At 69.3% G+C, this 26495-nt stretch carries 28 protein-coding genes and 1 pseudogene; 14 read left to right on the top strand and 15 right to left on the bottom strand.

Going from position 1 to position 26495, the window contains the following annotated elements; translation table 11 throughout:
- Positions 1-118: 118 nt before the first annotated feature.
- Positions 119-1588 carry a hypothetical protein gene (locus ACZ6SQ_RS00885; RefSeq protein ID WP_469555118.1) on the top strand — a complete coding sequence of 490 codons (1470 nt, stop codon included), beginning with the start codon at positions 119-121 and terminating at the stop codon, positions 1586-1588.
- Between the two features lie 121 nt (positions 1589-1709).
- Here the strand turns inward: ACZ6SQ_RS00885 and ACZ6SQ_RS00880 are convergent, their stop codons facing one another.
- Positions 1710-2369, bottom strand: coding sequence for an HAD family hydrolase (locus ACZ6SQ_RS00880; RefSeq protein WP_469555114.1), 660 nt, complete (start codon positions 2367-2369; stop codon positions 1710-1712).
- On the opposite strand from ACZ6SQ_RS00880, the gene ACZ6SQ_RS00875 reads away from it, so the two are divergent.
- The gene (locus ACZ6SQ_RS00875; RefSeq protein WP_469555111.1) at positions 2368-2739 is read left to right on the top strand and encodes a hypothetical protein; all 372 of its coding nucleotides are present in this window, start codon (positions 2368-2370) and stop codon (positions 2737-2739) included. The two genes, ACZ6SQ_RS00880 and ACZ6SQ_RS00875, sit on opposite strands and share 2 nt — an antisense overlap.
- 33 nt (positions 2740-2772) lie before the next feature.
- Here the strand turns inward: ACZ6SQ_RS00875 and ACZ6SQ_RS00870 are convergent, their stop codons facing one another.
- Together ACZ6SQ_RS00870 and ACZ6SQ_RS00865 are read right to left on the bottom strand one after the other, a co-directional pair.
- Complete coding sequence (locus ACZ6SQ_RS00870) at positions 2773-3513, bottom strand: esterase/lipase family protein (RefSeq protein WP_469555108.1); 741 nt, start codon at positions 3511-3513, stop codon at positions 2773-2775.
- 1132 nt (positions 3514-4645) lie between these two features.
- Positions 4646-5785: a DUF6236 family protein gene (locus ACZ6SQ_RS00865; protein ID WP_469555105.1), complete on the bottom strand. Its 1140-nt coding sequence runs from the start codon at positions 5783-5785 to the stop codon at positions 4646-4648.
- A gap of 125 nt (positions 5786-5910) precedes the next feature.
- Here ACZ6SQ_RS00865 and ACZ6SQ_RS00860 point away from each other — a divergent pair, with 125 nt between their 5' ends.
- Positions 5911-6666, top strand: coding sequence for a hypothetical protein (locus ACZ6SQ_RS00860; protein WP_469555103.1), 756 nt, complete (start codon positions 5911-5913; stop codon positions 6664-6666).
- A 245-nt stretch (positions 6667-6911) separates the two neighbouring features.
- On the opposite strand, the gene ACZ6SQ_RS00855 is transcribed toward ACZ6SQ_RS00860, so the two are convergent.
- Positions 6912-7187, bottom strand: a complete 276-nt coding sequence (locus tag ACZ6SQ_RS00855; RefSeq protein ID WP_469555100.1) for a tetratricopeptide repeat protein — start codon at positions 7185-7187, stop codon at positions 6912-6914.
- Positions 7188-7391: 204 nt separating this feature from the next.
- On the opposite strand from ACZ6SQ_RS00855, the gene ACZ6SQ_RS00850 reads away from it, so the two are divergent.
- Positions 7392-8192 (top strand): HEAT repeat domain-containing protein, encoded by an 801-nt coding sequence (locus ACZ6SQ_RS00850; protein WP_469555096.1) that lies wholly within the window; start codon positions 7392-7394, stop codon positions 8190-8192.
- Between the two features lie 109 nt (positions 8193-8301).
- On the opposite strand, the gene ACZ6SQ_RS00845 is transcribed toward ACZ6SQ_RS00850, so the two are convergent.
- Complete coding sequence (locus ACZ6SQ_RS00845) at positions 8302-8712, bottom strand: trypsin-like serine protease (RefSeq protein WP_469555094.1); 411 nt, start codon at positions 8710-8712, stop codon at positions 8302-8304.
- Between the two features lie 314 nt (positions 8713-9026).
- On the opposite strand from ACZ6SQ_RS00845, the gene ACZ6SQ_RS00840 reads away from it, so the two are divergent.
- The 3 genes and pseudogenes from ACZ6SQ_RS00840 to ACZ6SQ_RS00830 all read left to right on the top strand — a co-directional run bounded on the left by ACZ6SQ_RS00840 (position 9027) and on the right by ACZ6SQ_RS00830 (position 11616).
- Complete coding sequence (locus ACZ6SQ_RS00840) at positions 9027-9836, top strand: leucine-rich repeat domain-containing protein (protein WP_469555092.1); 810 nt, start codon at positions 9027-9029, stop codon at positions 9834-9836.
- A gap of 718 nt (positions 9837-10554) precedes the next feature.
- Positions 10555-11331: pseudogene (locus ACZ6SQ_RS00835) on the top strand (aminoglycoside adenylyltransferase family protein).
- 162 nt (positions 11332-11493) lie between these two features.
- Positions 11494-11616, top strand: a complete 123-nt coding sequence (locus ACZ6SQ_RS00830) for a hypothetical protein (RefSeq protein WP_469555090.1) — start codon at positions 11494-11496, stop codon at positions 11614-11616.
- Here ACZ6SQ_RS00830 and ACZ6SQ_RS00825 read toward each other — a convergent pair.
- Positions 11604-12200: a TetR/AcrR family transcriptional regulator gene (locus ACZ6SQ_RS00825; RefSeq protein WP_469555087.1), complete on the bottom strand. Its 597-nt coding sequence runs from the start codon at positions 12198-12200 to the stop codon at positions 11604-11606. The two genes, ACZ6SQ_RS00830 and ACZ6SQ_RS00825, sit on opposite strands and share 13 nt — an antisense overlap.
- An 87-nt stretch (positions 12201-12287) precedes the next feature.
- On the opposite strand from ACZ6SQ_RS00825, the gene ACZ6SQ_RS00820 reads away from it, so the two are divergent.
- Together ACZ6SQ_RS00820 and ACZ6SQ_RS00815 are read left to right on the top strand one after the other, a co-directional pair.
- Positions 12288-13142 (top strand): NAD(P)H-binding protein, encoded by an 855-nt coding sequence (locus ACZ6SQ_RS00820; protein ID WP_469555084.1) that lies wholly within the window; start codon positions 12288-12290, stop codon positions 13140-13142.
- Positions 13143-13525: 383 nt separating this feature from the next.
- Positions 13526-14068: a tetratricopeptide repeat protein gene (locus tag ACZ6SQ_RS00815; RefSeq protein ID WP_469555081.1), complete on the top strand. Its 543-nt coding sequence runs from the start codon at positions 13526-13528 to the stop codon at positions 14066-14068.
- Between the two features lie 199 nt (positions 14069-14267).
- Here ACZ6SQ_RS00815 and ACZ6SQ_RS00810 read toward each other — a convergent pair whose 3' ends face one another.
- Both ACZ6SQ_RS00810 and ACZ6SQ_RS00805 read right to left on the bottom strand, forming a co-directional pair.
- Positions 14268-15542 carry an MFS transporter gene (locus tag ACZ6SQ_RS00810; RefSeq protein ID WP_469555753.1) on the bottom strand — a complete coding sequence of 425 codons (1275 nt, stop codon included), beginning with the start codon at positions 15540-15542 and terminating at the stop codon, positions 14268-14270.
- 17 nt (positions 15543-15559) lie between these two features.
- On the bottom strand, positions 15560-16099 hold the full coding sequence (locus tag ACZ6SQ_RS00805) for an ArsR/SmtB family transcription factor (protein ID WP_469555079.1): 540 nt from the start codon (positions 16097-16099) through the stop codon (positions 15560-15562).
- A 314-nt stretch (positions 16100-16413) separates the two neighbouring features.
- Between ACZ6SQ_RS00805 and ACZ6SQ_RS00800 the strand changes: the two genes are divergently transcribed.
- The 3 genes from ACZ6SQ_RS00800 to ACZ6SQ_RS00790 are packed head-to-tail and all read left to right on the top strand — an operon-like array spanning position 16414 to position 18103.
- The gene (locus ACZ6SQ_RS00800; protein WP_469555077.1) at positions 16414-17100 is read left to right on the top strand and encodes a nucleotidyltransferase family protein; all 687 of its coding nucleotides are present in this window, start codon (positions 16414-16416) and stop codon (positions 17098-17100) included.
- Complete coding sequence (locus tag ACZ6SQ_RS00795; protein WP_469555074.1) at positions 17097-17342, top strand: hypothetical protein; 246 nt, start codon at positions 17097-17099, stop codon at positions 17340-17342. The genes ACZ6SQ_RS00800 and ACZ6SQ_RS00795 overlap by 4 nt, the downstream gene beginning before the upstream one ends.
- Entirely contained in the window at positions 17339-18103 is a 765-nt protein-coding gene (locus tag ACZ6SQ_RS00790; protein ID WP_469555072.1) for a metallophosphoesterase family protein, read from the top strand. The genes ACZ6SQ_RS00795 and ACZ6SQ_RS00790 overlap by 4 nt, the downstream gene beginning before the upstream one ends.
- 143 nt (positions 18104-18246) lie before the next feature.
- Here the strand turns inward: ACZ6SQ_RS00790 and ACZ6SQ_RS00785 are convergent, their stop codons facing one another.
- Both ACZ6SQ_RS00785 and ACZ6SQ_RS00780 read right to left on the bottom strand, forming a co-directional pair.
- Positions 18247-18900 (bottom strand): fasciclin domain-containing protein, encoded by a 654-nt coding sequence (locus ACZ6SQ_RS00785; protein ID WP_469555751.1) that lies wholly within the window; start codon positions 18898-18900, stop codon positions 18247-18249.
- A 68-nt stretch (positions 18901-18968) separates the two neighbouring features.
- Positions 18969-20588 (bottom strand): sulfite oxidase, encoded by a 1620-nt coding sequence (locus ACZ6SQ_RS00780; protein ID WP_469555068.1) that lies wholly within the window; start codon positions 20586-20588, stop codon positions 18969-18971.
- Positions 20589-20915: 327 nt separating this feature from the next.
- On the opposite strand from ACZ6SQ_RS00780, the gene ACZ6SQ_RS00775 reads away from it, so the two are divergent.
- Positions 20916-21485 carry a YrhB domain-containing protein gene (locus tag ACZ6SQ_RS00775; RefSeq protein WP_469555066.1) on the top strand — a complete coding sequence of 190 codons (570 nt, stop codon included), beginning with the start codon at positions 20916-20918 and terminating at the stop codon, positions 21483-21485.
- Positions 21486-21630: 145 nt separating this feature from the next.
- On the opposite strand, the gene ACZ6SQ_RS00770 is transcribed toward ACZ6SQ_RS00775, so the two are convergent.
- From ACZ6SQ_RS00770 to ACZ6SQ_RS00755, 4 genes are all read right to left on the bottom strand, one after another.
- A complete protein-coding gene (locus ACZ6SQ_RS00770) occupies positions 21631-22143 on the bottom strand; it encodes a hypothetical protein (RefSeq protein ID WP_469555063.1) in 513 nt (170 codons plus the stop codon).
- A complete protein-coding gene (locus tag ACZ6SQ_RS00765; RefSeq protein WP_469555061.1) occupies positions 22140-23072 on the bottom strand; it encodes a class I SAM-dependent methyltransferase in 933 nt (310 codons plus the stop codon). The genes ACZ6SQ_RS00770 and ACZ6SQ_RS00765 overlap by 4 nt, the downstream gene beginning before the upstream one ends.
- A 109-nt stretch (positions 23073-23181) precedes the next feature.
- On the bottom strand, positions 23182-23931 hold the full coding sequence (locus tag ACZ6SQ_RS00760; RefSeq protein ID WP_469555059.1) for an anti-sigma factor: 750 nt from the start codon (positions 23929-23931) through the stop codon (positions 23182-23184).
- The gene (locus ACZ6SQ_RS00755; RefSeq protein WP_469555057.1) at positions 23928-24512 is read right to left on the bottom strand and encodes a sigma-70 family RNA polymerase sigma factor; all 585 of its coding nucleotides are present in this window, start codon (positions 24510-24512) and stop codon (positions 23928-23930) included. The genes ACZ6SQ_RS00760 and ACZ6SQ_RS00755 overlap by 4 nt, the downstream gene beginning before the upstream one ends.
- A gap of 440 nt (positions 24513-24952) precedes the next feature.
- On the opposite strand from ACZ6SQ_RS00755, the gene ACZ6SQ_RS00750 reads away from it, so the two are divergent.
- Positions 24953-25807, top strand: coding sequence for a DUF4394 domain-containing protein (locus ACZ6SQ_RS00750; protein WP_469555055.1), 855 nt, complete (start codon positions 24953-24955; stop codon positions 25805-25807).
- A gap of 166 nt (positions 25808-25973) precedes the next feature.
- Here ACZ6SQ_RS00750 and ACZ6SQ_RS00745 read toward each other — a convergent pair whose 3' ends face one another.
- A complete protein-coding gene (locus ACZ6SQ_RS00745; protein ID WP_469555053.1) occupies positions 25974-26426 on the bottom strand; it encodes an Lrp/AsnC family transcriptional regulator in 453 nt (150 codons plus the stop codon).
- Positions 26427-26495 lie beyond the last annotated feature (69 nt).

Below are 26495 nucleotides of genomic sequence, written 5' to 3'. Positions count from 1 at the left end.
GGGCGAAAGCGAACAGCTCACCCTTCGCGCAGCCGATGGGGATGTATTCGAGGGCCGGGTCTGCCGAGCAATATTGCCTCGCTGTTGAGCGATAGGGAATGAGCGGAGGTCGACCACGATGGACGAGTTTCCCACCGCACCGTTTGATGCAAACTTTTCCCGAAATCTCGCTCTGCTCGTAGAGCCGCGACTTTCCGCGGGAGAGTCACTGCAGGACGTTCTGGCCGGGTGTTTTGCGTTGGCACAGGAAAGGGCGCTGCTACAAGATCGCCCAGTTCTGCCGGTGGATGCAGAGTTTTCCCTGTCGCTGTGGTGTTGGTATCCGTTGAAGCAGGAAGGGCTCTCGGCTCCTCAGTGGGTGATGGAGATGAGAAGGGACCTCTTCAAAGACGCCGCACTGGACAGTACTAAACTGGTTGAAGCAACGCCAGATCGAACACTTGAGTTGACTTACGACCAGCTGCAGGTGGAACTGTCCAATAGTGAATTCAGGCGTCTCCTGTTGGCAGATGCCCCTCATGTGGAAGCCCACCTGGCAATGGAATTGTCATCGCCGGACAGCATCCACGAGGGCGATGGTGTCCGTTCGGGCACATCCGAATCGGAAGAGGGCAGGCCGTCCTGGCGTGAGCGCGCCCTGGCGCGGATAGGAGAGCTCAGGTTCCAACTCAACAAGTTGGAGAGAGGGAACGGAAAGCTCGGCAAGGGCGAGATGGCGGCGGCTCGAGAGCATCTGCTGAACGCCGAACATGCTGCCAGAAACAAGCCTAGATGGAAGGCCAGTTGGTACGGCTCGGACGTTGACCGTGTCTATTCCAACCTGCACAAGGCGGAGATAGAGATTCTGCGCCTGACACCCGATGATGATCTAAGGTGGCAGGGTCCTGCAGTCCTGGCCGAAGTGAAGCATCACCTGGGCATCCAAGACCCACGCCGCGAGGCGCTCGAGCGTGAGTTGATGAAGTCGGACGGGAAACTCCTTCCTGATTTTCGGGAAGCTGCAGTGACTGCCCTGCAGGCGGCCAATGGCGCAGAGGAAATCGAGCGTGCGAAAGTCCGCTCATTCCGAAACTGCGTACTCCTGGCAATCGCGGGCATGTTGATCATTGCCGCAGCATTGGCCATCTGGGGAATTATCAGCCCATCGACCCTCGCGCTGTGTTTCGATGATCCAAAAACAAATCCTGCATGCCCTGTGGGGACAGAGCCTCAGAGCGTAGATGTTGCGATTGTCGAGCTCGTGGGACTTGCTGGCGCCGCCCTTATCGGCACCCTTGCGCTGCGTCGCATCCAGGGCACCACGTTGCCGTACTCGATACCGGGAACATTGTTGCTACTCAAGCTTCCGGCCGGCGCAGTCTGCGCCGTCGTCGGGCTTCTGCTGATCCGTGGGAATGTCATACCCGGCCTTTCGGATCTGGATAACACCGGGCAGATAATCGCTTGGGCGGTTCTGCTGGGAATATCGCAAGAGGTGTTCACTCGCATGATCGACCAAAGGGCCCAAGCAGTACTTGACAACGTCCGTACCGCGTCCAAGGCGTTCGTTGACGAGAAGGGGTCTGCCGTCTCTGCTGCGCAATTGTGAGCTTCACGGTCCGCGTCAATAGCGCGTATCACACCGCGTTTGAGATCTGGCGTAGCTGTGGGCTGACGTGCTCGCTGTACCGCGGCGACGGGAGTGGCTCTGGACGAGGGGCTGCGCGAGCTCAGACCTTGGCGGTCGCCAGCAGTTCGGGAAGGTTGCGCATGTCGTCGAACACGACGGTTCCTGGACCCTCCAGCCGCGAGGCCGGGGTGAGGCCGCCGCAGTATCCGAAGGACAGCATGCCTGCGGCCCGCGCTGCCTGCACTCCGTATGCGCTGTCCTCGACCACCGCGCACCGCTCGGGTAGCACCCCCATGGAACGTGCGGCGTACTGGAAGAGGTCGGGTGCCGGCTTGCCTCTGCGGACGTCGGTCGCGCTGAAGATGCGGTTCTCGAAGTGGCCTGTCAGATCAACGATCTCGAGGCTTCTCCGGATGCCGGCGTGATCACCGTTCGATGCGACGCAGACGCCTGTGGTGAGGCGGTCCAGGACCTCTGCGACGCCATCGACAGCGGTCAACTCGGCCTCGAAGGCAGCCTCGTACAGATGCTCGTACTGCCGCTGCCAGTCCTTTTCCAGGCGCCGACCGAGACGTTCCTCGACAACTGCGGTGTAGACCTCGGTGGACGAGCCCACGAACCGCTCGATGATCTCTGCTTCGGTGAACGTGCACCCCAGGTCAGCCATGATCATCGCGTCCACTTTGACGCATATCTTCTCGCTGTCCACCAGCACGCCGTCACAGTCGAAGATCACCAGTTCAACAGGGCTCTGTTTCATGATCAACAGCGTAGAGGGTGCCGGTGCCGACCTCGCACCGTGCAGCGCCGTCGTCGGATTGGCCGGGGGTATCCCGAACTGCTCGTACCACCCGCCGGAGCGCGCGGACACGGTGGATCTCGTCGCGGGCGATCTTCAGCATCTCGGTGAGGTCGGCGGCTTGGTCCCGCTGTCGGCCGGGCGTCCTGCGGCGTGGACGAGTTCGTGCTGCGCAACGGATATGACTTTCGGCACGAACCTGATCGACGCCAGGGCTCGTCAGCGCATCGACATGCTGTGGACCGCAATACGTCGACGGTGGCCGGGTGGCTGGCAGACCACCGGTGAGGCGGGGGGTCCGTTTGGCATGAGCAAGCCGCCGACGGCATGAGTGGGGCGTGCCGTCGGCGGGCCGGAGCTGTCGTCAGGAGGCGATGAAATCGGCGATGTCGCCGAGCACCGAGGTGTCGGTGAGGAAGCCGATGTGGGTCTGGCACGCCACGGGGTTGTTGGTTGCGCCGGTCAGCCGGGTGCTGGTGTAGGGGAGGATGATGCCGTCGCACGCCGAGTACCAGGTGGCGTACCGGGTGCTGCCTGGTGTCTCGTCACCTGCGGTGATCTGCGCGATGAACGAGGAGCCGGGGTACATCTGCTGGCAGGTCGTGTAGATGAGGCAGGCGCCCGCGTATGTCGTGCCGTGGTTGGCCCCTGCGATCGAGGCGAGGTGACTGACGCTGGTGTTGCCGCCGAGGACCTTCAGGTAGTACTGGCTGACGAGGCCACCCATGGAGTGGTTGACGATGGCGACCTTGCTCGCGCCGGTCCGCGACTTCACGCTGTTGACGTAGGTCGCCAGGCCCTGCGCGTTGGTGACGTTGTTGCCGTAGGAGTTGTACTCGTAGGCGAACAGGTCGGAGCTGGACCAGCCGTTGAGCCGGAAGACGCTCATGGCGGTGACCCAGTTGGACGCGCTGCCGGTGTACCCGTGCACGAAGACGACCGGTGTGCTGGTCGACAGTGCCGAGGCGGCCGGCCTGATGGATACGGTGGTGGAGGCGGTCGCGCGGTCGGCGGCGCCGGCCGAGGTCGCCGAGGCGAACAGGGCGAGCGCGGCGGTGACGGCCGCGACGGCGCCCGTAAGTCGACGTGCTGAACTGCGGCTCACAGAGCCCTCCCAACAGGGGTGCGGGTGCTGGACCCGACCAGAGTCGTGAGACGCCGTGCTGCGGCCATCCGTGAAATCACCAGTCATTGACCGCTGGTGACGGAACCGTCATGCGCGTCCCCGATGGGTGCCTTGGAGCGTCGAAGCCTTGTGAGTCGCCGACAGTTCGTGGGCCGGTGGGATCGTGCGGAGTCTTCCGACGGAAGTCAGTTGCTTACTACGGACGGCGTTCTGGCCGTCGCGGCCCCCTCGCCCGGCCGACTCGCGTGGGTCGGATCACCTGGGCGGATGTGCGATTTCACCGGAGAATCGATCGCAGCACGGGTCGTGCCGGCGTGAGGATGCGGACGCCCGGCGCCGGGTGGCTCGTCGGTTCTCCTCTTCGAGTCGAACGCATTCAGCGGGTAGGACCTATCCCGGGCGTGGTTCGTGGATGCGGACAGTCTCGCAGAGTGGCATGAGACCCGGTGACGGGCCGGGGACAGTACGAGGAGGACGTCGCGGACGACTTCGACATGGCTCATCGGGCTGAGGCTCCCGCCTGGCTGTAGCCGTCGCCGGGGCAGGATTTCGACGGTGACGGTCCCTCCGCCCGATTCGCAGAGCCCGTCGAGAAGGTGCCCCCAGCGGGTCTGCCGGCCTTCGCCGGTTCGCGGCAGCCGTAGGGCTGAGGCTTGGAGCTCGGCTGGTGTTACCCGTGCCCGCATGCGGCACGACGACCGCCCAGGCGCGTCGGTTCCGCGAGCGGTACGCGGTTGAGCGGCTGTGCCTGATGCGGGCCGTCCGCCGGCTGCTGGGTGAATTGCGGCGTGACGCCGAGACTTCCGGCGGATGTGTTCGCCCCCCGACTTCGGCTGGGGCTCCCCGCGTAGGTTGAGGACGATCGCGCGGTGGCGCGCAGCAGCCGCTTTGCAAGGTGTGGTGGGCGCAGCCGTGTCTGCCGCAGCCGGGCCGGATGGCCATCCAGTCCAGCAGCCCGGCGATACGCCCTGCCCCTGAGCACGGTTGCCGCAGCAGCCTGTTCATGGCTCGCGGGAGGGCGTGAGCAGCGTGCCGATCGTCGTACCCCCTGCCCGTCGGCTCCGACACGGCACAGTCTTCGTGCACTCTCGTAGCCGGGGGCGGGCCTGGCCTAGCGGCTGCCGGTCCGAGGGGCGAACCTGAGGATCATCCGCTGTGCCTGTTCGGCCAGGGTGAGCGGCGCGAGGTCGTGCTGGAGGTGGTGGAGGTAACTCGTCGGCGACTGCGCGAGAGCCGTTGCCCGTTGGAGGCGTGCACGGCGGACCGACGACCAGAGCCCCAGGGCGAGCCCGCCCGAGCCGATGGCGATGGCTTCCTGGAGCGAAGGCTGGTGCGACAGCAGGGCGAGCGAGCTGCTGATCGCCACCGGGGCTGCCGCCTGAACGTTCATCGCGCCCGTGACGGTCTCCAGCCGCAGGCCCCGCAGGGCCCCTTCGAGATCGCGCAGTGCAGGAGCGAGCCTGGTCTCGTACAGCACCTGGAGGTGGGCCCGCAGGGCCGCCTCGTCGCGCACCCCGGCGAGCCCCTCGACCTCGTTCAGCAGCGCGGCGATCGCGTCCTGGAAGCGGGCCCGCTCGGCTGCGTAGCGGACCCTGAAGTCGATGATCTTGTGAACGGGGCAGGCGCGCAGGTCACGGGGCATCACCGTCCGCACGGCCAGGTTCACCAGCAGGGTCTGTTGCTCCTCGCCCGTCCTCACCGGTCCGGTTTCGCCGCAGCTGCCCTGAATCAGACGGCGCGCGGTGAGTTCCACGGCGGCCTGGTCCAGGGCGGCTGCGGCGAGTGGCGAGGCCCCGAGCCGCTCGGCGGCCTCGTTCCCGAGGGTCAACAGGTAGGCGTGGATGAGCCGGTCGTCCATCTCCAGGCGGCTTCCCGCGACCGGCCAGGCCAGCGCGGATTCGGTGAGAAAGGTGGTGAGTGCGGGTGTGAGCTTCCACTCGGCGAGGGCATTGCGGAACTCGTACGCGGTCAGCCCCGCCTCGTTGCCGGGCCGGTACGCGCTTCGGTCGAGGCCCTGCAGGGCCGCTCGGAAGCGTACGGCCGCACGCTCGATCTCTTCCGGGCTCGGAGCCACGGGGAGCAGGAAGCCCTCGGCGGCGAGCACGAGTTCGGTCCGGCTGACACGCGGTAGGGAGTCCTCTGCCGAGGTGCTGTGGAAGTGGTAGAGCCGGTCCCAGGAGAGAGCGACCAGCTTCAGCCAGTCCTGGTCACGGAAGTGAACGTGCGGGTAGTAGAGGCCGATCCAGCTCACGGCACGCCCCCTTGGTGACCTGACCTGCGCCTGAGAAGTTCACTCTCGAGTGGCCAACTCTTACTAACTGTAGGGCATTTGATGAGAGCATGATGGGCATCCGGCCGCCCGGAGAGGAGTCGTGGATGGCGCAGTTGTCCGAGGACGAACCGGGCGATGACGACGACGGACTTCCCCCCAAGAAGCCGGTGAACTGGCAGCGACTCCGTCGTGATGAGGAGGAGGCGGTCCGCACGGTGGGTCGCTGCCGGGCTGTGCCCGACGCCCGGCCCGTCGCTGCCGAGCTGGCCAAGGCCCTTCTCCAACTGGCCAGTTGCCGTTGGGACATGGGGAACCCATGGGGCTGCTTCGAGCTGATGGAGGAAGCGCAGGCTATCGCCCGGCGGAAGGCGGTCGAGGCCCCCCGGCTGCACGAGCCGCTGCTGGCCGCAGTTCTCTCACGGCTCGGGACCATGCTGAACGAGAACGGTCTCTGGGGAGATGCCATGAAGGCCCACGACGAGGCCATCGCCATCTGGCGCCGCTGGGCCGAGGCCGGCGGGGACGCCGCCGCGCACGGCCGGCTGACGGCCCTGCGGAACTACACCGATGAGCTCTACTACGCCGGGGCCTTCGGCAAGCTCGCCGACGTCCAGCCCGATCTGGTTTCCGTCTGCCGCGTCCTTGCGGAGGAGGGTCCGCGGGCCTACGAGCCCGTCCTGGCGGCGGAGCTCGAGAATCTGCACGTCGTCCTGCTGAAGGTGGGCCGTCGTGAGGACGCCATCGACGCGGTGCGCGAAGCGGCGGACATCTGGACGGCCCTGAACGCCGCGAACCCGGGTGTGTACCAGACGGAGGAGGACGACGCTCGCGAGATCGTCGGCAACCTGTTGCAGTTCTAGCTCGTGTCCTGCGCCGGAGATCCGTCGCCGGCAGCGGGCGAGGGAGTCGAGGATGCATTCGTCGGCTACGGTCCAGATGAACAGTCTGGGAGCTTCGTTCCCGTCCTTGGACCCTGCCCGGATGCCGGCGTTCAGGACCTGGACGTTCTTGGTGCGCTGCGGCGGATCATCCGGTGGGCGAGATTGCCGAACCAAGGTGTCTGCCGGGGTCGTAGCCTCAGGGCTGGAGCTGGGTGCCTGCCCGGTCACCGCGGCCTGTGCAGGGCCGAGGCCAGGTTGGCCGCGACTCCGCGTCTGATCGGATGGTCGTCGCCCAGGACCTTTCGCACGCCGGCCAGGGCTTCTTCGTAAAGGGGGATGGCCCGCTCGAGGTCTCCTGTTGCCCGATAGGCGCTGGCGAGGTTGTTGCGGGAGATCAGAGTGTCGGCGTGGTCTTCGCCCAGCACTCGCGTCCGGGCGGCCAGTGCCCGCTCGTGCGGGGGGATGGCCTGCTCCAGTGCGCTTGTCCTCGATGTAGGCATACGGTTCAAGTGCCGTGCTCTGACAAGACGGCAGGGCTCGAGTTGCGGTCCCGTGCCCGTCCGCCAACCGCACGGGACCGCGGCCCGCCGATGCTTCTCCGGCCGATCGCCTTGCTCTTGCCCCGCCCGACCGGGGGCAGCGGCTGTCGACTCATCCTGTACGTGCAGCCGATGCCGTGGGACGGTCGCGTAATGTCCCGTGGCATGGCGATGTTCGTGCACTTGACCTCGGCGGCGAATGCGTCGCGCATCCGGCGGTCCGGGATCCGGGCGGACAGCCACGGACAGGGCGGTGCGCGCGGGGTCTACTGCTTTCCGGTGCTGGCTTCGCACACCATCACCCACCAATGGCTGCGCGAGCTGGCCCGTTTCGGGAGTCGGGGCGGGCTTGTCGCAGTCCACGTTCGGCTCGACGACGCCCAGGACGTACTCGTCGGACGCTATACCGATCGGAGGCGGGAGGCGCAGGCCGCCGTTTCCGCGTCAGAGGCGGTGCGTCGGATCAGGGCTCTGGAGGACCCGCGTGGGTGGGAGGTGTTCGTCCCTCGGGCGATCCGCCCGCGTGAAGTGCACCGGGTCCGTAGCGCGCCGCAGGTGGCGGGCTGGCGGTATCAGCCGGGCGCGCACGGTGTGCGCCCCTGCACCTGTTTCGGGTGCCGGGTGCGCGGCGGGTACGGGGCTCGGCGCCTGCGCGAGCGGTTGCCGCATCCACTGGATGGCCCGCCGCCACCCGTCAGTGTGCTGCTCGCCCGCGTCGCAGCGGGCGATCCCGGGGACCCGGCCGTGCTGCGGGAGGTACTGCACTGGTTCGGCATGCGTCGGCGCGGCCCGCTCGCGCAGCTGAGCCGCCTTGCCGACCACCCCGACCCGGGGGTGCGGGAGGACCTGGTGTGGGCGGTTGCCCACTGGTCGACCCCAGGAGTCACCGCACTGCTGGACGCTCTCACCGACGACCCGCACCCAGACGTCCGGGAGGCGGTGGCAGTGGTCCGTGATCCGCAATGAACGAGCAGCCGTTCGTTCCGGGCAACTCCTGCCGTGCCCGGCGAAGCGTATGTCGGCCGTTCCGCCCGGTCCCGCCCTGATCGACGGGACCGAGCGCGATCCGGGCCGGTCAGAGACCTGCGACGCCCTTGATCCAGTCGAGGCTGGTGGGGACGGTGGCCGCCCGCATGGGGCCGACGCAGACGTTGTCAGCCGTCCGGTAGGCGACGGCGGAGGTCACGCCCACCTGGTAGCGCAGTCCGTCGACGAGCTTGAACTGCGGGCCGCCGGAATCCCCCGAACTGGCGATACCGTTGCCCTTCGCGCTCAGGATGCCGAGGCCACCCACCCAGTCGGTGTTGCCGATGTCCCGGAACGCCACCGTCGCGCGCCTGAGGCTCTTCGACGGCGCGCCGCCGATCTTGCTCTGCGAGCCCCAGCCGAAGATGTAGTTGGTCGTCCCCTCCACCAGGCTGGCGCCGGCTAGCCGTACGTGTTCGGCGTTCGCGTTCCGGGTCAGGTGCGAGCATCGCGATGTCATGGTTGGCGCGCAGCTTGATGTCGTCGACCTCCGATGACGCCACCACCCTCGTTGTACTTCGTGCTCTTGACCCTGACCTGCACCTTGGAAGCGTCCTGGCCGATGCGGTCGAAGCAGCGCTTCGCGGTGAGGATCCAGCGCAGACGAGACCCATGACGCCGACACCGGGTTCGATGCGCTGCTTCACGGCTCCGGCACGGCCGTTGTCCTTCCGTCGTGTCCTTGATGTCACGCCTGGGTGATCAGCAGGGCTGAGTTCCACAACGGGCGAGATGGCCTCATGGGGCACGTGCCGACCCTCGTATCGTTGCGCTATGACGAGCGAGAGAGAGCCGCAGCCCTATGTGAACCGCTGGGGTGACACATCGGATCCGGCCCCGGAACGGCGTGGGATTCGCCAGGACGGCTGCGCGTGTCTCGACCAGTCCATGCCGCATCCACGAGCCCGGGTCGGATTCCACACCGAGCGCCAGGACACCTACGCTCCGGGCTGGAGGCGTCTGCTGGAGCTGATTGACGAAGCCGCAGCCGACGGTCGCGAGGAGTTCCGCCCTCTTGTGGAACTCAGGCCGGAGGAACGGCGGCAGATCATCACCCTTCCTCCGGATGTCGCGCGGCTGACCGCGGTCAAGCACCTTGTGCTGTACGGCAGCAACCTGGTCCGGATCCCGCCCGAGATCGGGGCCATGACGAACCTGGAGGAGTTCACGCCGTACACCTCTTACCGGCTGCACTGGTTTCCGTACGAGCTCACCCGATGCGAGAAGCTCACCCGCAGCACGGTGAGTACGCGCGCATTGTTCGGCAACTACAAGTTGCGGCCGCCGTTCCCGCGCCTGCAGCCTTCTCTGGACTCCGTCGCGGACCTCGCCCCGGGGGACCTGGATCCCCGGCGCTGGGGCACCACGGCCGTCCACCGATGCAGCGTCTGCGACCGCCCGATTGAACAGGCCGGGCTCCAACAGATGTGGATCTCACTGCGCGTGGCGACTGACGTACTGCCCCTGCTGGTGAACGCCTGCTCATCGGCGTGTGTCGCCGCACTGCCCAGCGGTGCGGACGGCTACATCCCCACGCCGCACAAGGGCGGCCGAATCGACCAGCCGCCGTCCGGCCGGCACTGACCTGCCAGGCTGAACGTCCCCAACTGAAGGATCGGGGCGGTGGAACACGGGATCGTCGGCAACAGGCGGACCGCACCACGAGCGATGCGGAAACCCCTGAGCACCCGGCCACGCCCGACCGCCAGCCAGCGAGGCGGGCCGGGTGGGGTCGGAGGCCTGGTCGGTTTCTAGCGTCCCGAACTGCGATGGGCGGCCTGTTCGAGGATGCGGGGTCGGATCCGGCGTCGGCGTCTGCCGTTTCGGAGGCCGAGTTCGATGTGGTCCTGGAGGCGCCGCCGGGCACGCCGACCGGGGCCGTCGGCGTCGTCCGGATATCCGCCGTCGGGCTTACCTCGCGCGTGGGGGGGCACGCCCGACACACGTCCCGCAGGGCCTTGCGCCGGGGGCAGGCCGGGACGGAGCTCGCCCGGCAGGTCGGTGTTGCGGGGCGGGCGGGTCGGTCCTCGATCAGGCCCGAGCAGGATTGGGGGGAAGTGATTGCCGGGGATTCGGTAGGGCCCGGCGTCCCCACCGATCCGGGTGGCGGGCGTCGGCTGGGTCGGCGCGTGGCACGGATCTCGGCGTCGAAACCCGGGATGCTGTCGGCATGTTGAGGGCCGGGCTGTGCTGCCGGCGTTCATCGCCAGTGTGAGCATGTCCAGTTGGTGTAGGGAGAGTACTCCGGGGCCGTACATCTCCCTGACCAGCCGCAGTCGGACAATGCGGTGCAGTCCGCCGGATGACAGGGGACGCTGGTGCAGTGAATCAGGTTCAGCAGATTGTGGGCTTGGTCGGCGGTGTGCTGGACCAAGATGTCGTCGGCATCTACCTCCACGGCTCCTCCGTGCTCGGTGGACTGAGGCCGGCCAGCGACGTGGACGTGCTGGTCGTCTCCCGGCGGCCGATGAACGAGTAGGAGCGACGGACACTTCTCGGCGGTCTGCTCAGGATCTCCGGCTCCCGGAACAGAGCCCGTCCGGTCGAGCTCATCGTGGTCGTACAGTCCGAGGTCCGGCCCTGGCGGTACCCGCCGATCTGCGACTTCCTCTACGGCGAGTGGCTGCGCGCCGAGTACGAGGCCGGGACGGTTCCCCAGTCGGAGCCGATGCCCGATCTGGCCCTGCTGATCACGATGGCGCGGACCGGCGACCACCCCCTGACCGGCCCCCGCCCGGCGCAGGTCCTCGACCCCGTTCCGCAGACCGACCTGGTCCGGGCGAGCGTGGCGGGTGTCCCCGGCCTGCTCGACGACGTGGACAGCGACACCCGCAACGTCCTGTTGACCTTTGCCCGGATCTGGACCACGCTCGCCACCGGCCGGATCAGGTCGAAGGACGCCGCCGCCGACTGGGCGCTCGCCCAACTCCCGCCCGAGCACCGCGCCCCGCTCGAGCACGCCAGGCAGCTCTATCTCAACTGCTCCTATGCCGAGGAGAGCTGGAGCGATGCCTTGCAGGCGCAGGTGCGTCCGCATGTGAACCATGTGCTCGTTGAGATCGACCGGCTGCGCACCTGAACCCCGCGGATGCGAAGGCCGCCGCCTCAAGTCCCGGGGTGTGAAACCCGACGGTGGTCCACCTGCGCCGCCCTGTCGAGCCTCCAGCTGGGAATGAGCAGCCCGGCGACAACGACCTTGCGCATCGCCACGCGGTCAGGCTGGTCCACCACCCTTCGCGTCGTGGACGCGGCCGGGACGGGCGTCGACCTGGCCGTCGGCACCCGGGTGGCCGGTCTGGGCGGCTGCGACCACGGCTTCGGCACCTGCGGCTGGACGGGGAGTGTCGTCTGTCAAGGCAGTTGACTGAAAGCCTGGTCGGCATCGGCTACGGCTTCGGGGTGGACGTCGTGGGCGGTGCGGCCGTCGGCGATCTTCTGCCAGTTGGCCCGGGCGAGCACCCGTTGGACCGCGAGTACCTGGGCGGCCAGCAGGCGTGCCTGGATGCCTTCGCCGAGGGCCTCCGCCAGTGCCTCCTCGTCCTCGAGCTGATACCGCGTGAGCCGTCCCGCCAGGCTCGGTGTCGTGAACACCAGCCGATGGAACGCCACCACCTCGGGATGATCGTTGAGGCCGGTGACGGGGTCGTGCCGGTCAAGGCCGGCCCGAAAGTGCCGGTGCAGCGCCGTCACCGGCTTGATGCCGGGCTTGCGGTCACGTACGACGCGCGCTGCCTCGCCCTGGTGGTCCGCGAACCGGTGCAGCACCAGGTCTTCCTTGGTGGGGAAGTACCGGAAGAGAGTCGGCTTGGAGATCTCGGCCGCCGCGGCGATGTCGTTGACCGAGACGCGGTCGAAGCCGTGCGCCAGGAACAGCGAGACGGCCGCGTCAGCAATGGCGTCACGCGTCCGCTCCTTCTTGCGGGCCCGCAGTCCCGTCGACTCGCTCATCCGACCACCGTAACATTCGTAACCGAGTTGCTTTTTTAACCGAGTAACATTTTCATAGGTGGCATGAATCAGATGGACACTCCTCCCGTGCTCGTAACCGGGGCGACCGGCCGGGTCGGCCGCGTCGTCGTCGACCAACTCCTGGACGCGGGCGTGCCGGTCCGCGCCCTCACCCGTCGCCCCGAGGCAGCGGCGATGCTGCCGGCGAAGGTCGAGGTCTTCGCTGGTGACCTCACTGTGCCCGAGTCGCTCGACCCGGCGTTGAACGGCGTCGGCGCCGTCTTCCTCGTCTGGACCGCCCCGCCTCAGACCGCAGAGGCAGTCGTCGAGCGGCTGGCAGCCCACGTGCGGCGGGTCGTCTTCCTCTCCTCACCGCATCAGACCCCGCACCCCCTCTTCCAGCAGCTCAATCCCATGGCCCAGATGCACGCCGACATCGAGAGGTTCATCGCGGCCACCGGACTCGAGTCGACGATCATCCGGCCGGGGATGTTCGCGTCGAACTCGCTGGCCTGGTGGGCGCCCGCGATCCGGGCCGGCGAAGTCGTCCGATGGCCTTGCGGCGCTGCCGAATCGGCACCGGTCGACGACCGCGACATCGCAGCCGTCGCGGCGCGGACGCTCTATCAGGACGGATACGTCGGCGGCGACTACGTCCTCACGGGCCCCGAATCGCTGACCCAAGCCGCGCAGGTGGCCGTCATCGGTGAGGTCCTTGGGCGCCGGATCGCATTCGAGGAGATGACGCCGGACGAGTTCCGAAGTCTGTGGGAGGGGGCGGTGCCCAGCTCGGTCGTCGACATGCTGCTCGCCGCGTGGAGCGCGGCGGTCGGACAGCCCGCGTACGTCACCACCACGGTGGCCGACATCCTCGGGACGGCGCCGCGAACATTCCGCCAGTGGGCCGCCGACCACGCCACGGCGTTCGCGGAGCGCGCATAACCTGCCCGGCCGCGACCTGCACCCCTGCGGTCCAAGCGCGCGACAACGATTGCGCCTGTTGGCCCGGCTGAAAGGAGCAGGGTCACAACCGCGACACCGCCTCCTCACGTGTCTGGACAGCTCCCCGGACGCCTCCGCGATCGTCGACAGGCCATGGGATGTGACGGAGCACGGCGTGTGGCACCGACACGGGCCGGGGCCTGGGGACAGTTCGCCGGCTGAGCGCGACAGCCGCCGTCTGGGCCACGAGGTTGTCACCTGTGTACCTCATCGGTCGGTTGGGCCGCTGGCATCCCGACGTCCTCGCTGCCCGCTCGAGGGCGTCAAGGTGGCTCATCCACGAAGGGCGGCACGCCGAGGTCCTGCGGCTCACGGAGACGGAAGTGGCCCAACGGATCGCGGAGTTCGGGGCCGACGCCCCCGACACCCTTCGCTGGCGGCTGAACCTTGCCTGGGACCGCCGCCGTGTCGAAGACCTGGACGGCGCCGTCGCCGAGGCGCGGGCCGTCGTGGAGGACTCCGCCCGGGTACTGGGCCCCGACCACGTCGACACCCGCCGCCGACGAGGGAACCTGGCCAAGTTCCTCGCCGAGAACGGCGAAGCGGCCGAGGGGGTACGCCTGCTGCGAGCCCTGTACGCCGAGTCCCAGGCTTTCGGCTTGCAGCGGCATGACGAGACACGGTCCATCCGCACGACCCTGGTCACGGCGCTGGAGCTGAACGGCGACCTCCAGGAGGCCCTGGACCTCTTGGCGGAGGAGCTCCAAGTCGAGCGAGGGACGATCTACGGCGTCGATGAGAACCTCGGTGACCACAGGAGGAAAGGTCTGGAGGAGTGGCGCACCCGGCTGGTCTCCGAAGTGGCCCTGCGGGACTGGGAGCGTCGGAGGGAGCAGGAGCGGAGCGAGGACGCCACGGGCGGGTGACGGCTGTGGACCGGGGAGTTGCAGAAGTCGCCTGCATGGACGCCGAGTTGTCGGTACGGCCGTTCGCGGGGGCCCCGCCCCGGGGTTCGCGAAGTAGCTCACGTCCAGGTCGACAAGAGCACTCGGACTGCCCCGGCCGCTCGCTGCGCCCCGCCGGAGGCTTGGCAGCTGGCTTGTTGTCACGCTGTCGCGGCAGGCGTCACGACAAGTCGGGTGTCTTCTCCTGGGCGGGATCCTTGGATGCGGGGTGATCTGGTCCGCCGTCAGAGGCGGCGGCGTGCAGCGCGGCTTCGACGCGGCGGTTGCTGGTCATGGACGCCGTGACGGCCGTCATCGTCAGGAGAAGGCCGGCGGCGGCGTAGAGCGGGGTGCGGACGTCGTAGGCCGTGGCCAGCCAGCCGCCGAGGAAGGCGCCGATGGGGGCGGCGCACATGGCGAGCATGCGGGAGGTGGAGGCGACCCGGCCCATGAGGTGGGCCGGGACGATCGCCTGTCGGAGGGAGGGCCCGAGCACCATCGTGGCGCCCATGCCGGCCCCGCAGGCGGCGAGCGCCAGCCCGGCCACGTACGGGTTCGGGGCAGCGGCCAGGCCCAGGATGGCGAGCCCTTCGACGGCGGCTGTGCAGGTCAGTGCGGTGCCGGTGCCCAGTCGTCGGCCAAGGTAGGAGGCGATGCCCGCACCGAGCAGGCCGCCGGTGGCCTCCGCCGTGAGGAGAAGGCCGAAGCCGTAGGTGTCGATGCCGAGGCGGTCGTGCGCGAAGAGGGCAAGGAGCGTCTCGACAGCGAGGAAGGCGACGTTCCCGACCGCCGGGCGCAGCGCGAGGCCGAGGAGGACCCGGTCCCGGAAGACGTACGAGGCCCCGGCCCGCGCCTGCCGAAGCAGTGACTCGCGGACCTCCGGCACGGGCCGGGGCATGGCGGGCAGCGTACGTACGAGCAGTGCGGAGAGCATGAACGACGCCGCGTCGGCGAGCAGCGGAACCGCCCGCCCGAGGGCGAGCAGGGCACTGCCCGCGGGCGGCCCTGCGAAGCCGGACGTGGCGGTCTGGGCCCCGCGCAGAAGGGAGTTGGCGCGTTCCAGGAGTGCGGGGTCGCGGCGGAGCAGATCCGGCAGATAGGCGGTGGCGGCCGTGTCGAAGAAGAGCCCGCCGAGGCCGAGCAGGAAGGCGACGGCCGCGAGCAGCTGAATACTCAGCACGTCGAGCACGGCCGCCGCCGCGGGTATCGCGAGCAGCACCGCACGTGCCGTGTCCGCGATCCACATGGTGCGGCGGCGGTCCCAGCGGTCCACGAGCGCACCGCCGAGCACCCCGAAGAGCAGCCACGGCAGCGTCCCCGCGGCGGTGACGACGGCGAGCGCCATCGGATCCCGCGTCAGTGTCAACGCCAGCAGCGGCAGCGCGGCATGCGTCACCCCGTCACCGAGCGAGGAGATCGTCTGCGCGGTCCACAGCCGTCCGAACCCCGTGGGCAACTTCCCTATGCCTGTGGTCACTTGGCATCCCCCTCGGCCTGGTGGCGCGGTGCCGGGTGGAACAGTGCGAAGACGAGTGACGCGTCCGGCAGCGACGGATCGGACAGCTCCCGGTACTCGTCCGCCAGCGCCTCCAGCCGCGACCCCAGTTCTGCGAACTGCTCCTCGGTGAGCCGCAGATGCGCCATCCGCACGTGCCGTTCGCCGTCCGCCGGCGCCGCTTCGAGGTCGGCCACCGCATGCCGCATCAGCACGTCCGGCCCTCCCTCGCCCGGATCCGGCAGCACGATCGCCCGCGCGGCCATCGCGTAGTACCGCTCGGTGACCCCCCGCACCTTCCGCGTCCGCACCACCTTCACCAGGCCGGCCCGCTCCAGCAGCCGCACGTGGTAGCTGGAACTCCCCTTCGCCAGGCCGACTCGCTCGGCGATCTGGGTGATCGTCGCCGGCTCGAAGCGGAGCACGGCCATGATCCGGTGGCGCGTGAGGTTGGAGACGGCGCGCAGCTGCTCGTCGGTGGTGACATGAAAGGTCTCTGGAAGATCATCGGCTGGCATGCCAGCAATGGTCAACGATTCTTGACCATTGCGCAAGGGGATTTCCCGCGACTCCCGGCTGGTGGTCCTTCTGGCCCCCGGCGCACCAGCTGGCCACGAGACAGTGCAGGCGCCACGTCTTTACAGATCAGATGTGCCGCTTGTTTCGGCCCCGGGGCAGGCTCCAGCCGACGGGCGACGGCTGACCTGCCCCGGGGGGAGGTGGCCGCCCCCGACTCTCGTGTCGACAGGCGCGCTCCGGGTACTTGGCCCGCGAGCGACACGTACTCGCCCGGCCTCCCGCGCGGTGGGCCCCGCGAGCGAAGGGAGTGCTCATGACGCGGCATGCCGACGACCAGGCGCCCACTCGTCCCGGGAGTCCCATGGAGCTGCGGCCGGCGACGGCGTCGAACGGTCCGGTTTCGACCGGGGTGCCGGACGGACAGAAGCTGCCGCAGGACAGGACGCAGGCGATCCTGGAGGCCGCCAAACAGGTGGGAACCCTGCTCAAGCAGCAAGGACACCGCTTCGCGCTCGCCGGCAGCGTTGCCGCATACGCCCACGGCACGAGTGCCGGGCTGCAGCACGACGCCGACTTCTGTGTGAGGGCGGAGGACGCCGAGCCGGTCGCCGCCACGCTGCGCCGGGGCGGACTTCGGGTATGGACGCCGCCGGAGGACTGGCTGGTGAAGACCGAGTGCTTCGGACAGGACGTCGACGTCATCTTCCAGCTGGCGCACCGGCCTGTCACCACCGAGATGCTCGACCGGGCGACGGAGATACCGGTCGACTCGGTGCGGATGCCGGTCCTGTCTCCCACGGACCTGGTGACGAGCCTGCTCTCCGCGTTCTCCGAGCACTCCTGCGACTTCGGCTCGGTCCTGCCCCTTGCCCGCTCGCTGAGGGAGAAGATCGACTGGCAGGAGGTGCGGCGCGAGTGCGGTGAGGAGCCGATGCCGGCGGCGTTCCTGTACCTCCTGGAGCGTCTCGGTGTGATCGCGCCTCAGGAGGAGCGCTCATGAGCAACCTCGACTATCGGGTCGCTCATCTGCGTGAGCGACTCGCGGAGGGTCCACTGGCCGAGCTGGGCGTTCAGGTCGTGGTGCACGGGGACTCGGTGCTGGTGACCGGGAGCGTGCCGTCCACGCACTGCCGTGACGAGGTGGAGCGGGTCGTGGGGGAGACGCTGAGCGAACTGCCGCTGCATTGCGACCTGGTGGTCGCCGCGGCGTCGACGCCGGACGAGGCCGAGGAGCTGCCATGATCCGTGTCGCGGCCGTAGGGGACATCCACATGGGGCCCGACAGTCAGGGAACGCTGCGGCCCGCGTTCGAGACCCTGCAGGAGTGCGCCGACGTACTGCTCCTCGCCGGTGACCTGACCCGGCACGGCACGCCCGAGGAGGCTCGGGTGGTGGCGCGGGAGATCAAGGATCTGGGCGTGCCGGTGGTGGCGGTACTGGGAAACCACGACCACCACGACGAGCAGCCGGAGGAGGTCATGGCCATCCTCCGGGACGGCGGCGCCCGGGTGCTGGAGGGGACCGAGACGGTCGTGGAGTGCGCGCGAGGCCGTATCGGAGTGGCCGGCACCAAGGGCTTCGGCGGGGGTTTCGTGGGCCGCAGCGCGGGCGAGTTCGGCGAGCCGGAGATGAAGGAGTTCGTCCGCTGCACCCGGCGCAGTGCGGAAGGCCTGCGCGGCGCCCTGGAGCGGCTCGGTGAGCAGGACTGTGACGTACGGGTCGCGCTGACGCACTTCTCTCCCGTGCCGGACACCCTTGCCGGAGAGCCGCCGGAGATCTACCCGTTTCTCGGCAGCTATCTGCTGGCGGAGGCGATCGATACCGCCGGTGCCGATCTGGCCGTGCACGGCCACGCCCACGCCGGCACGGAACACGGTCTGACCAGCGGCGGCGTGCGCGTGCGCAATGTGGCTCAGCCGGTGATCGGACGGGCCTTTCACGTCTACCACCTGCACGTGCCCGAACGGATTCCGGCAGCCGGACCCGGGCCTTCGGCGCGCTGACGGCGACCTGGGAGGGAGCGGAAGCCTCCGCCGCCCGATGCGGTCCTCCCTCCAGCGCCTCTGCGGCGCAGCGTCGTGGCGAGTGCGGGCGAAAGCGGGCTGCAGGGCGCTGTCCGAGCAGCGCCCTGCAGAGCGACGGGTTGTCAGCTGGTCGGCATCAGGACGGTGTCGATGATGTAGACGTTGGCGTTGGCGGTCTTGACGTTGCCGCAGACCACCTTGGCGGAGTCGTTCACGGTGTAGGACTCGCCGGAGCCGGAAGTGGTGAGCTTCGACTTCTCCAGCGTCTCGAAGGTGCCGTTCGCGAGGTCCGCGGGTGCCAGCTTCTGGCCGACCACGTGGTAGGTGAGGATCTTGGTCAGCTGCTCCTTGTCATTGAGGACCGCGTCGAGGTCCGCCTTGGGGATCTTCGCGAAGGCGTCGTTGGTCGGCGCGAACACGGTGATGTCCTGGGCGTTGTTGAGGGTGTCCACCAGGCCTGCCTTCGTGACCGCGGCGACGAGCGTGGACAGCGCCGGGTTGTTGGACGCGGCGGTGGCCACCGGGTCCTTGGCCATGCCGTCGAACGAGCCCGCGCCCTCGTCCGGGACGCCGGCACAGGCCGGGCCGAAGGGCTCGTCGTTCATGGAGGTGTCGGAGCCGCTCATCCCGTCCTCGGAAGCGGGCGCGGAGGCCGCTGTCGGGGAGGAGTTGTCCTGCGCGGAGTCGTTGCTGTCGTTGGAGCAGGCGCTCAGGGCGAGCGGCAGCACGGCCATGGCGGCCACGGTCACGGCGGTACGGCGGATGCGGGTGTTCATCATGTCTCTCCTGTTGAGGGGTGCAGCCGTAGCTGCTTGAAAGGGGGATGGGAAAGGTGGCTCGGGGGTCACTCGACGGTCACGACCACGGAGTGCCATCCGCTGGCGCCGTCGGGGACGGTTCGGGTGCGTTCGCCGGTCTGTGTCCGGCCGGTGCGGTCGGTGGCGCGCACGGTGAGGGTGTGGGTTCCTTTGGCCGCCGCCCAGGGCAGGGACCACTGCCGCCAGGTGTCGCGGGAGTCCTCGGCCGCGAGCCGGGCCAGCTGCCAGGGGCCGTCGTCGACACGGACTTCGACGGTGTCGATGCCGCGGTGCTGGGCCCAGGCGACTCCGGCGACCATCACCGTGCCGGCCTTGGGCCGGGCAAACGGCTTCGGCGTGTCAATCCGCGACTGGGTCTTGACCGGGGCCTTGCGGGCCCAGCCGCGCTTGGCCCAGTACGGATCATAGGAATCGAACGTCGTGAGCTCGATGTCCTTGATCCATTTGCAGGCCGAGACGTAGCCGTACAGACCGGGCACGACCATGCGGACGGGGAAACCGTGGTCGAAGGGCAGCGGCTCGCCGTTCATGCCGACGGCGAGGAGGGCGTCACGGCCGTCCATCAGGTTCTCCACGGGGCTGCCGATGGTCATGCCGTCGACGGAGCGGGCCACGAGCTGGTCGGCCGGGCCGCCCGCGGACGGCGGCCGTACCCCGCACTCGGCCAGCAGGTCGGCCAGCCGTACGCCGGTCCAGCGCGCGTTGCCGACGTAGGGGCCGCCGACCTCGTTGGACACACAGGTCAGGGTGATGTCCCGCTCGATCAGCTCCCGGTGCAGCAGATCGTCGTAACCGAGGACGACCGGTCGGCGCACGCCCTTGCCGTGGATGCGCAGCCGCCAGGTGGTGGCGTCGACCTTGGGCACAACAAGGGCGGTGTCGACGCGGTAGAAGTCGCTGTTCGGCGTCATGAAAGAGCTGACCCCGGCGATCCGCAGCCCGGCGCCCCGGGGCACGGCCCGGGCGGGGGAGCCGGGTGCGGGAAGCCTCACGGCCGCCCGCGACTCGACGGCGCCCCGGCCGCGGGCGCCGGCCAGCGCACGGCCGAGCAGTCCGGCGCCGACGGACGCGACCGCGGTGACGCCCGCCGCGACGACGAAGCCGCGCCGATCCCAATTCCCTTCGGTGGAAACGTCGTTCTGCGGGCTGGTGCCGGCATCGCTGCCGGGGCTGAGACGTGTGAGGCGGCCTGCGAGGACGTACAGCACCACGGCCCCGACCGCGGCACCGCACAGTGAGGGAAGCGCGTCGCTGACACCGGCCGAGTCCGGCCGCCCGGTCGCGGCGGCCGCGCCCACCACCCCGAACATCAGCACCCCGGCCGCCCCAGAGCGCCGAAACCGCAGCGCGACCACCCCCAACGCGAGGGCGAAAAGCGCCAGCACTGCGAGAATTCCGAGCCGGAGCACCAGCTTGTCGTCGCTGCCGAACGTGCGGATCGCCCAGTCCTTCACGGCCGCGGGAGTGCGGTCGATCGCCGCACCGCCGACCGCGACCAGGGGACCGGCCTGCACCCGCACCGCACCCGCCACCGCCTCGGCCAGCGCGAGCGCCGCGCATCCGGCCAGCGCACCGCTCAGCGCACCCAGGGCGGTTCGCGCCGGGCGGCGAAGACTGCGTGCGGTGTTCTTCTCGGATTCGCTCACGCCGGGAATCCGTTGCCCGAGCGCCGGGTGGATTGGTCGCTCACCCGATCGAGTGAGTTCTCGCCCGCGACCAATCCGCGACTGCGCCGGCTACGGAGTAGACCAACTCCGCTTCTGCTTCACCCCGGTGTGAAGACCTGTGGGGGCGCCCGGCTCTGGCTCAAATTCTGCGACGGGGTCACCGGAAATGATCGGCGCCACCCCATCGCTCGGAGAATCAGCAGCACCTGTTGGCGCCGTTCACATGCGTCCACTGTGGTCTGCCGAACCGTGGAGCGAGCATGAAACCTGGTGGTAGCTATCCGGGCCGTACGGGATGCTGACGACGTGATCGAGCGAGATGCCGCGGTTCGGATCGTTGAGGAAGAGCTGGAACGCGACTACCAGCGGGAGCTGTCGGTTGGGCTCGACCCGATGCGCATGGCCGTGTCGCGTGTAGAGCAGCACGAGCTGGTATGGATCGTTCGTTGGACGTCTGAGGACTATCTGCGCACTCGGAATCCAGCCTTCGCGCTGGCGGGGAATGGGCCGTATCTTGTCGACCGCGTCGACGGAAGCCTGCATCAGATCGGTGTCGTCTCCGGAATAACGGACGCCTGGGAGGCGGACTACCGAGTCCGTATTCGACGGCAGGTCACGCGGACCGCAGTGGACGATCTGCACGATGAGGTCCGGGCGGTGGCAGACGCTCGCGGGAGGGCGCATGCCATGCACACCCTGCGCCAGAAAGTGCCGGTGCTTTCCCATGCGCAGCTCATCGAGTACGTGACCGCCTTGCAGCACGGCGATGCTCCGGCGCACCTCGTAGAGGTCTCCACCAGAGAGCTGGTGCCGCCTACCGACCCGGTTCTGACCGCGGTGACCATCCGCAGAGCCGAGAACCGTCGAGGTGACTGACCGCAGCACCTGCCCTCACGAAGCGAGGAGAAGTCGGCCCGGCCAACCATCCGGCGCTTGAGCCCCTTGACCAATCGAAGGGGAAGCACCGGCTCAGCCCTCGCCGTCACGCCCGGTGCAGACCGCGCGTCGTCACCCAGGTTCGCTACTGCACGTTGCGGTACCAGCGTCGGTGCACCGCAGGTTCGACGCACAGCACGGCGGCGCCTGCGATCACGCCGACCAGAAGGGAAGGGGCTCCGCCACCGTTGATCAGCGCGCCGACGCAGGCGGCGGCAATGGCGAGCGGGCGCAGCAGGGTCAGCGGGCCGAGGCCGATGACCACGGCGAGGGTGCCGGCCCGGAAGGGCAGGGCGAAGTACGCCGCGAGCGAGACCAGCACGACGGCGGTGTAGACGGCGAGCGGAAACAGGTAGCCGTAGCCCCCGGCGGCCAGCGCGCCGAGGGTCTCGGCCCGGTCGGACGCGGTCAGCAGCACGATGGCGGCGGTCAGCGCGGGGGCGAGCAGCAACACGGCCCCGACGGCCAGCCCGCGCAGGGCCGCTCGCGCCGTGGCCCGGTGCTTGCGGATACGGGCGTCACGGCCGGCGTAGGCGCGGAATCCGCTGAACGACGCGTCGACCAGGCCGAGTAGCGCGAGCAGGATGGCGGGCGTCATCCGGTGGCCTCGGCCAGGTGCTCCGGGCCGACCAGCCGGCGCGAGGCCCGTCCCAGCGCCAGGCGGAGCGGCGCCTCCAGGTGCGGGCGCACTCCGATGACCGGCCGCAGCGTGGTGCAGAACGGGTTCGCCAAGCCGCGCGGCTCGTACAGCAGCGGCCGGATGCCGGGTGCGGCGGCGGCGCGCAACAGCGTCTCGTCACTGTGTGCGCGCCGCGCGGAGACGACGCCGTCGTGGCGGCCGAGGGGGTGGCGCATCCGGGCGTGGTGGAACACCCAGGCGCCGACGGGGGCCAGGCGGGTCGCGGCGATGTCGAAGTGGCAGAAGGCCTGCGCCGGTGAGGCGGCCTGGGCCTGGAAGAACTCGTCCAGGGCCGGACCACGGAAGTGGTGCAGCACACCGGTGGAGACGTAGACGGTCGCCGCCTCCGGCAGGTCGAAGGCGTTTCCGTGGACGAAGCGACAGCCGAGCCCCTCCGCGCGGGCCAGCCGCTCCGCTTCGCCGACCAGCGCAGCGTCGAGGTCGACCCCGAGCAGCTCGACGTCCGCTCCCAGGGCGTTGGTGGCCGCCAGCCGGCGGACCAGGTAGCCCAAGCCGCAACCGACGTCGACCAGGCGGTACGGCCCGGGCTGCGCGCTCGTCGACCGAATCGCGGTGAAGAGCGGGCCCAGCAGATGAACCAGGCGTTCGCCGATCCGTAGCTCCTCGCTCAGGCGCTGGAGTTCGGTGTGCACGCTGATGAGCAAGCGGTCCACGGCGTGTGGGTCGAGTACGCCGTCCTGGTCCGCGGGCAGCTCGGCGACGATCCGGGACCCGCGCTCGTCCCCGCTCTCGAGGAGCTGCTGGATCACCTCGGCGCGGCGAACCGGGAGCCGGCGGCCGCTGCGTGGTTCCACCGCCGTGATCAGGTCGGAAATCTCAAGCTGCACGAGGCAGAACCCTACGGCCTCCCCGTGCCGAGCCCGGCGGTGCTGACGGGACCGTGCGGACGGCAAGGGCACACACCCGTGCGCCGCGCGCGGAAGATGTACCGGTCTGTCAGCCCGGGAAGGCCATGCGGGCCAGAGGGGGCGAAGTGGGCTGTTCGGAGCCGCCGTCGGGTTCGAGGGTGATGCCCATGCCGGAGGCGTTGTGGACCCCGCCGCGCATCAGGACCGTCTGCTCGCTGCGGTCGGGGTCCAGCAGGCCGGCCGGCCGCATCGTGCCGGAGTCGTCGAACCACAGCTGGTAGACCTTGCCGCCAGGGGGCCGGGTCAGCTTCGAGACGGCGAACACGGCCTGGTCCTGGCTGCGGGAGACGACGACGGCACCGGTGCCGCCGTCGGCGAGCCCGGCGGCCTGGGTCCTGGCGTCGGGCGCGGCCAGTATGGCGGCGATCTCGTCGGCCGCGTGCACGGCCCGCTCCGTCCGGCTGCGGGCGTCCTCGACCTGCCGGTGCTGCCACATGGCTGTTGCGCCGAGGGCCGCGGCCGCCGCCAGGCAGGTTGCCAGCGCCCACCGGGAGGGGGCCGAGGTCCGCGCGGGCCGAAGAATCCGGGGCCGGTCCTGTCCGCCGGACGTCTGCTGGCGGACGGTGGCGATGCGGGCCAGCACGTTCTCGCGCAGGCCCGGCGTGGGTGCGGTGGCGACGGCGAGGCCGAGGCGGGCGGCGGTCGCGGACAGTTCGGCCGTCTCCTGGGCGCACGGCTCGCAGGCCGCGAGGTGACGCTCGAACCGTGTCTGCTCCTCGGCGGGCAGGGCGTGCAGGGCGTAGGCACCGGTCAGCCGGTGCAGATCGTTGGTCGTCACGCGGTCACTCCGAGGCAGTCACGCATGCGGATGAGCCCGTCCCGCAGCCGGGTCTTCACGGTTCCCAGCGGGAGGGCCAGCGCTTCCGCCACCTCGCGGTAGCTCAGACCCCGGTAGTAGGCCAGGGTGACGGCCTGGTGCTGGATGTCGGTCAGGGTGCGCAGACAGCGCCGTACGTGCTCGCGTTCCAGGCGCGCCTCGACGTGTTCGGCGACCTGGTCGTACTCGGGCATCCGGTCGAGCAGGGCGGCCTTGTGGTCCCGGGCGATCGCGGCGTCCGCCGAGCGCACCCGGTCCACCGCCCGGCGGTGGGCCAGTGTGAGGATCCAATTGATGGCCGTCCCGCGGTCGGGCCGGTAGCGGGGCGCGGTCCGCCAGACCTCCACCAGCACCTCCTGCGCCACTTCCTCCGACTGCGCCTGGTCGCGCAGTACCGCCCGTACGACACCCAGTACCGGGCTCACCACCGCGTCGTAGACGCGGGTGAAGGCGTCCTCGTCGCCCAGGGCCACCCGTTCGACAAGCTCCTCCAGGTCGGGCTCGCCCTGCCGGTGCCTGCCGATATGCACAACTTCCTTCACTGAGGGCCTCCGCGGTCGGGACATGTCCGGCAGTAATCCGTTCCTGACCGCCCGGTGGATTGGCCGCTGCCTCCGGGAACGTTTGTGCACATGGGACGGCGTTCCGGCGCGTATCCCGCAGCGCGGTGCAGCCGTCCTCGGCTGCCGGCTGTGTGCGGCAGCATCGGCCGGCCGACGACAACGGCATGGGCGGTCACGGGCTACCTGGCGGTGGTCCCGGCCGTCGGCGCGTGTTCAGGCAGGGGTCGGGCGCATGCGTGACGGCCGGTGGGCGTGGTCTGCGGCATCGGGTGTGCTCCGTCCGGGTGGGTGTCCGGCTGCCGGTTGGGCCGTGCGGGTGTCTTTCGCCGCGGACACCCGTCCAGGGCGTCAGCGGTGACGGATTGCTCCCAGATGCCTCGACGGTTCCGCGTCCGGGGCAGCCAACTCTGGGAGAGACCATGCGTAAACGCACCCTCGCGGCCGTCGGCCTGCTGCTCGCCGCCTCGGGCGCCGCACCCGCGCTCGCGGTCGGCGACCACACGCCCGCGGTCAAGCACACCGGGCTGACCGCCGTCGGCCTCACGAAGGACCAGCGCCTCGTCGAGTTCGACGTCCGCAGGCTGGCCGGCGCCTGGCAGCTGGGCAGGGTCTCCGGCCTGGCCGGGGACACCCGGCTCGTCGGGATCGACTTCCGCGTGCAGAACGAGCGGCTGTACGGCGTCGGCAACAAGGGCGGCATCTACACCCTCGACACCACCAACGCGAAAGCGACGAAGGTCTCCCAGCTGACCGTCGCGCTGTCCGGCACCGCGTTCGGCGTGGACTTCAACCCGGCGGCCAACCGGCTCCGGGTCATCTCCGACACCGGGCAGAACCTGCGGCACAACATCGACGACCCCGCCGCCCCGCTCACCACCACCGTGGACGGCACGCTCACCAACCCCACCACCCCGCCGTCCACCGCCCTGGGCGTGACCGGCGCCGCCTACACCAATAACGACCTCAACCCGGCGACCGCGACGACGCTGTTCGACCTCGACACGATGGCCGACCGGATCTCGCTGCAGTCCCCGGCCAACGCAGGCACCCTCGCCCCCACCGGCAGCCTCGGCGTCAACGCCGACCTCGACGCCGGGTTCGACATCTACTACAACCCCACCGCCGGGACGAACCGCGGCTACGCGGCCATCGGCACTGCGGGCGCCTACCGCCTCTACAGCGTGAACCCGCTCAACGGAAAGGCCACCGACAAGGGCTCCTTCCCGAAGAAGTACCAGGTCACCGACCTCGCACTCCCCATCGACCAGAACTAGCCCCGCCGCACGCGACAGGCACGTCGGCCGACGGCTGAGCGCGTCTGAAAGATCGTGTAAATCCGTGACGTGACAGCCTGGCCCGGAGCTCGGCCCCGGGCTCTCGGGCCAGGTGGATCGCACGAGTCATCACCGGCAAACCCGGACGGACCAGCTTCGACACGGGTCACGTCGTCGACGTGGCGTCGGTCAGTGCCTTGTGGGGGTAGGCGCGGAGCACGAGGGACGTGGTGACGGGGCCGTATCGGGCAAGTGCGTCGACAACTTCTTCGAGTCGTCCTGCCTGCGGGCAGTACACGTCGAAGATGAGGCAGTCCTCCCCGGTGACTCGGAGGGTGGAGGTGATCTCGGAGGTCCGGGAGGCGAAGTCCAGGGCGCGTGGCAGCAGGGCGTGCGTGGTGCGCAGCCGGATGACCGCGTGAATGTTCAGACCGAGGGCTGCCGGGTCGACCACGGCTCGGTAGCCGGTGATGACGCCGGTCTTCTCCAGCCGTTGGATGCGCGCGCCGGCCGCGGGCTGCGAGAGTCCGACGCGGCGCCCCACCTCCGCGCCGGTCAACCGGCCGTCGGTCTGGAGCAGGGCGAGTATGTCCCGGTCTATCCGGTCGAGTGATTCCATCGTTGTCCGCACCATCTTCCTTGAGATCACTTGCGTCACCGCCGCTGCCCCGACGCGTCCAACAGAATC

This window comes from Streptomyces sp. NPDC048600 (assembly GCF_055587025.1).
This window is presented reverse-complemented; position numbering and strand designations above follow the sequence as displayed.

Bases quoted from the DNA above. Each gene is read 5' to 3' on its own strand.
- ACZ6SQ_RS00885 (WP_469555118.1), top strand. From the start codon at position 119: ATGGACGAGTTTCCCACCGCACCGTTTGATGCAAACTTTTCCCGAAAT.
- ACZ6SQ_RS00875 (WP_469555111.1), top strand. From the start codon at position 2,368: ATGATCAACAGCGTAGAGGGTGCCGGTGCCGACCTCGCACCGTGCAGC.
- ACZ6SQ_RS00880 (WP_469555114.1), bottom strand. From the start codon at position 2,369: ATGAAACAGAGCCCTGTTGAACTGGTGATCTTCGACTGTGACGGCGTG.
- ACZ6SQ_RS00860 (WP_469555103.1), top strand. From the start codon at position 5,911: ATGGCGCAGTTGTCCGAGGACGAACCGGGCGATGACGACGACGGACTT.
- ACZ6SQ_RS00855 (WP_469555100.1), bottom strand. From the start codon at position 7,187: ATGCCTACATCGAGGACAAGCGCACTGGAGCAGGCCATCCCCCCGCAC.
- ACZ6SQ_RS00850 (WP_469555096.1), top strand. From the start codon at position 7,392: ATGGCGATGTTCGTGCACTTGACCTCGGCGGCGAATGCGTCGCGCATC.
- ACZ6SQ_RS00845 (WP_469555094.1), bottom strand. From the start codon at position 8,712: ATGACATCGCGATGCTCGCACCTGACCCGGAACGCGAACGCCGAACAC.
- ACZ6SQ_RS00840 (WP_469555092.1), top strand. From the start codon at position 9,027: ATGACGAGCGAGAGAGAGCCGCAGCCCTATGTGAACCGCTGGGGTGAC.
- ACZ6SQ_RS00825 (WP_469555087.1), bottom strand. From the start codon at position 12,200: ATGAGCGAGTCGACGGGACTGCGGGCCCGCAAGAAGGAGCGGACGCGT.
- ACZ6SQ_RS00805 (WP_469555079.1), bottom strand. From the start codon at position 16,099: ATGCCAGCCGATGATCTTCCAGAGACCTTTCATGTCACCACCGACGAG.
- ACZ6SQ_RS00800 (WP_469555077.1), top strand. From the start codon at position 16,414: ATGACGCGGCATGCCGACGACCAGGCGCCCACTCGTCCCGGGAGTCCC.
- ACZ6SQ_RS00795 (WP_469555074.1), top strand. From the start codon at position 17,097: ATGAGCAACCTCGACTATCGGGTCGCTCATCTGCGTGAGCGACTCGCG.
- ACZ6SQ_RS00790 (WP_469555072.1), top strand. From the start codon at position 17,339: ATGATCCGTGTCGCGGCCGTAGGGGACATCCACATGGGGCCCGACAGT.
- ACZ6SQ_RS00785 (WP_469555751.1), bottom strand. From the start codon at position 18,900: ATGAACACCCGCATCCGCCGTACCGCCGTGACCGTGGCCGCCATGGCC.
- ACZ6SQ_RS00770 (WP_469555063.1), bottom strand. From the start codon at position 22,143: ATGACGCCCGCCATCCTGCTCGCGCTACTCGGCCTGGTCGACGCGTCG.
- ACZ6SQ_RS00750 (WP_469555055.1), top strand. From the start codon at position 24,953: ATGCGTAAACGCACCCTCGCGGCCGTCGGCCTGCTGCTCGCCGCCTCG.
- ACZ6SQ_RS00745 (WP_469555053.1), bottom strand. From the start codon at position 26,426: ATGGAATCACTCGACCGGATAGACCGGGACATACTCGCCCTGCTCCAG.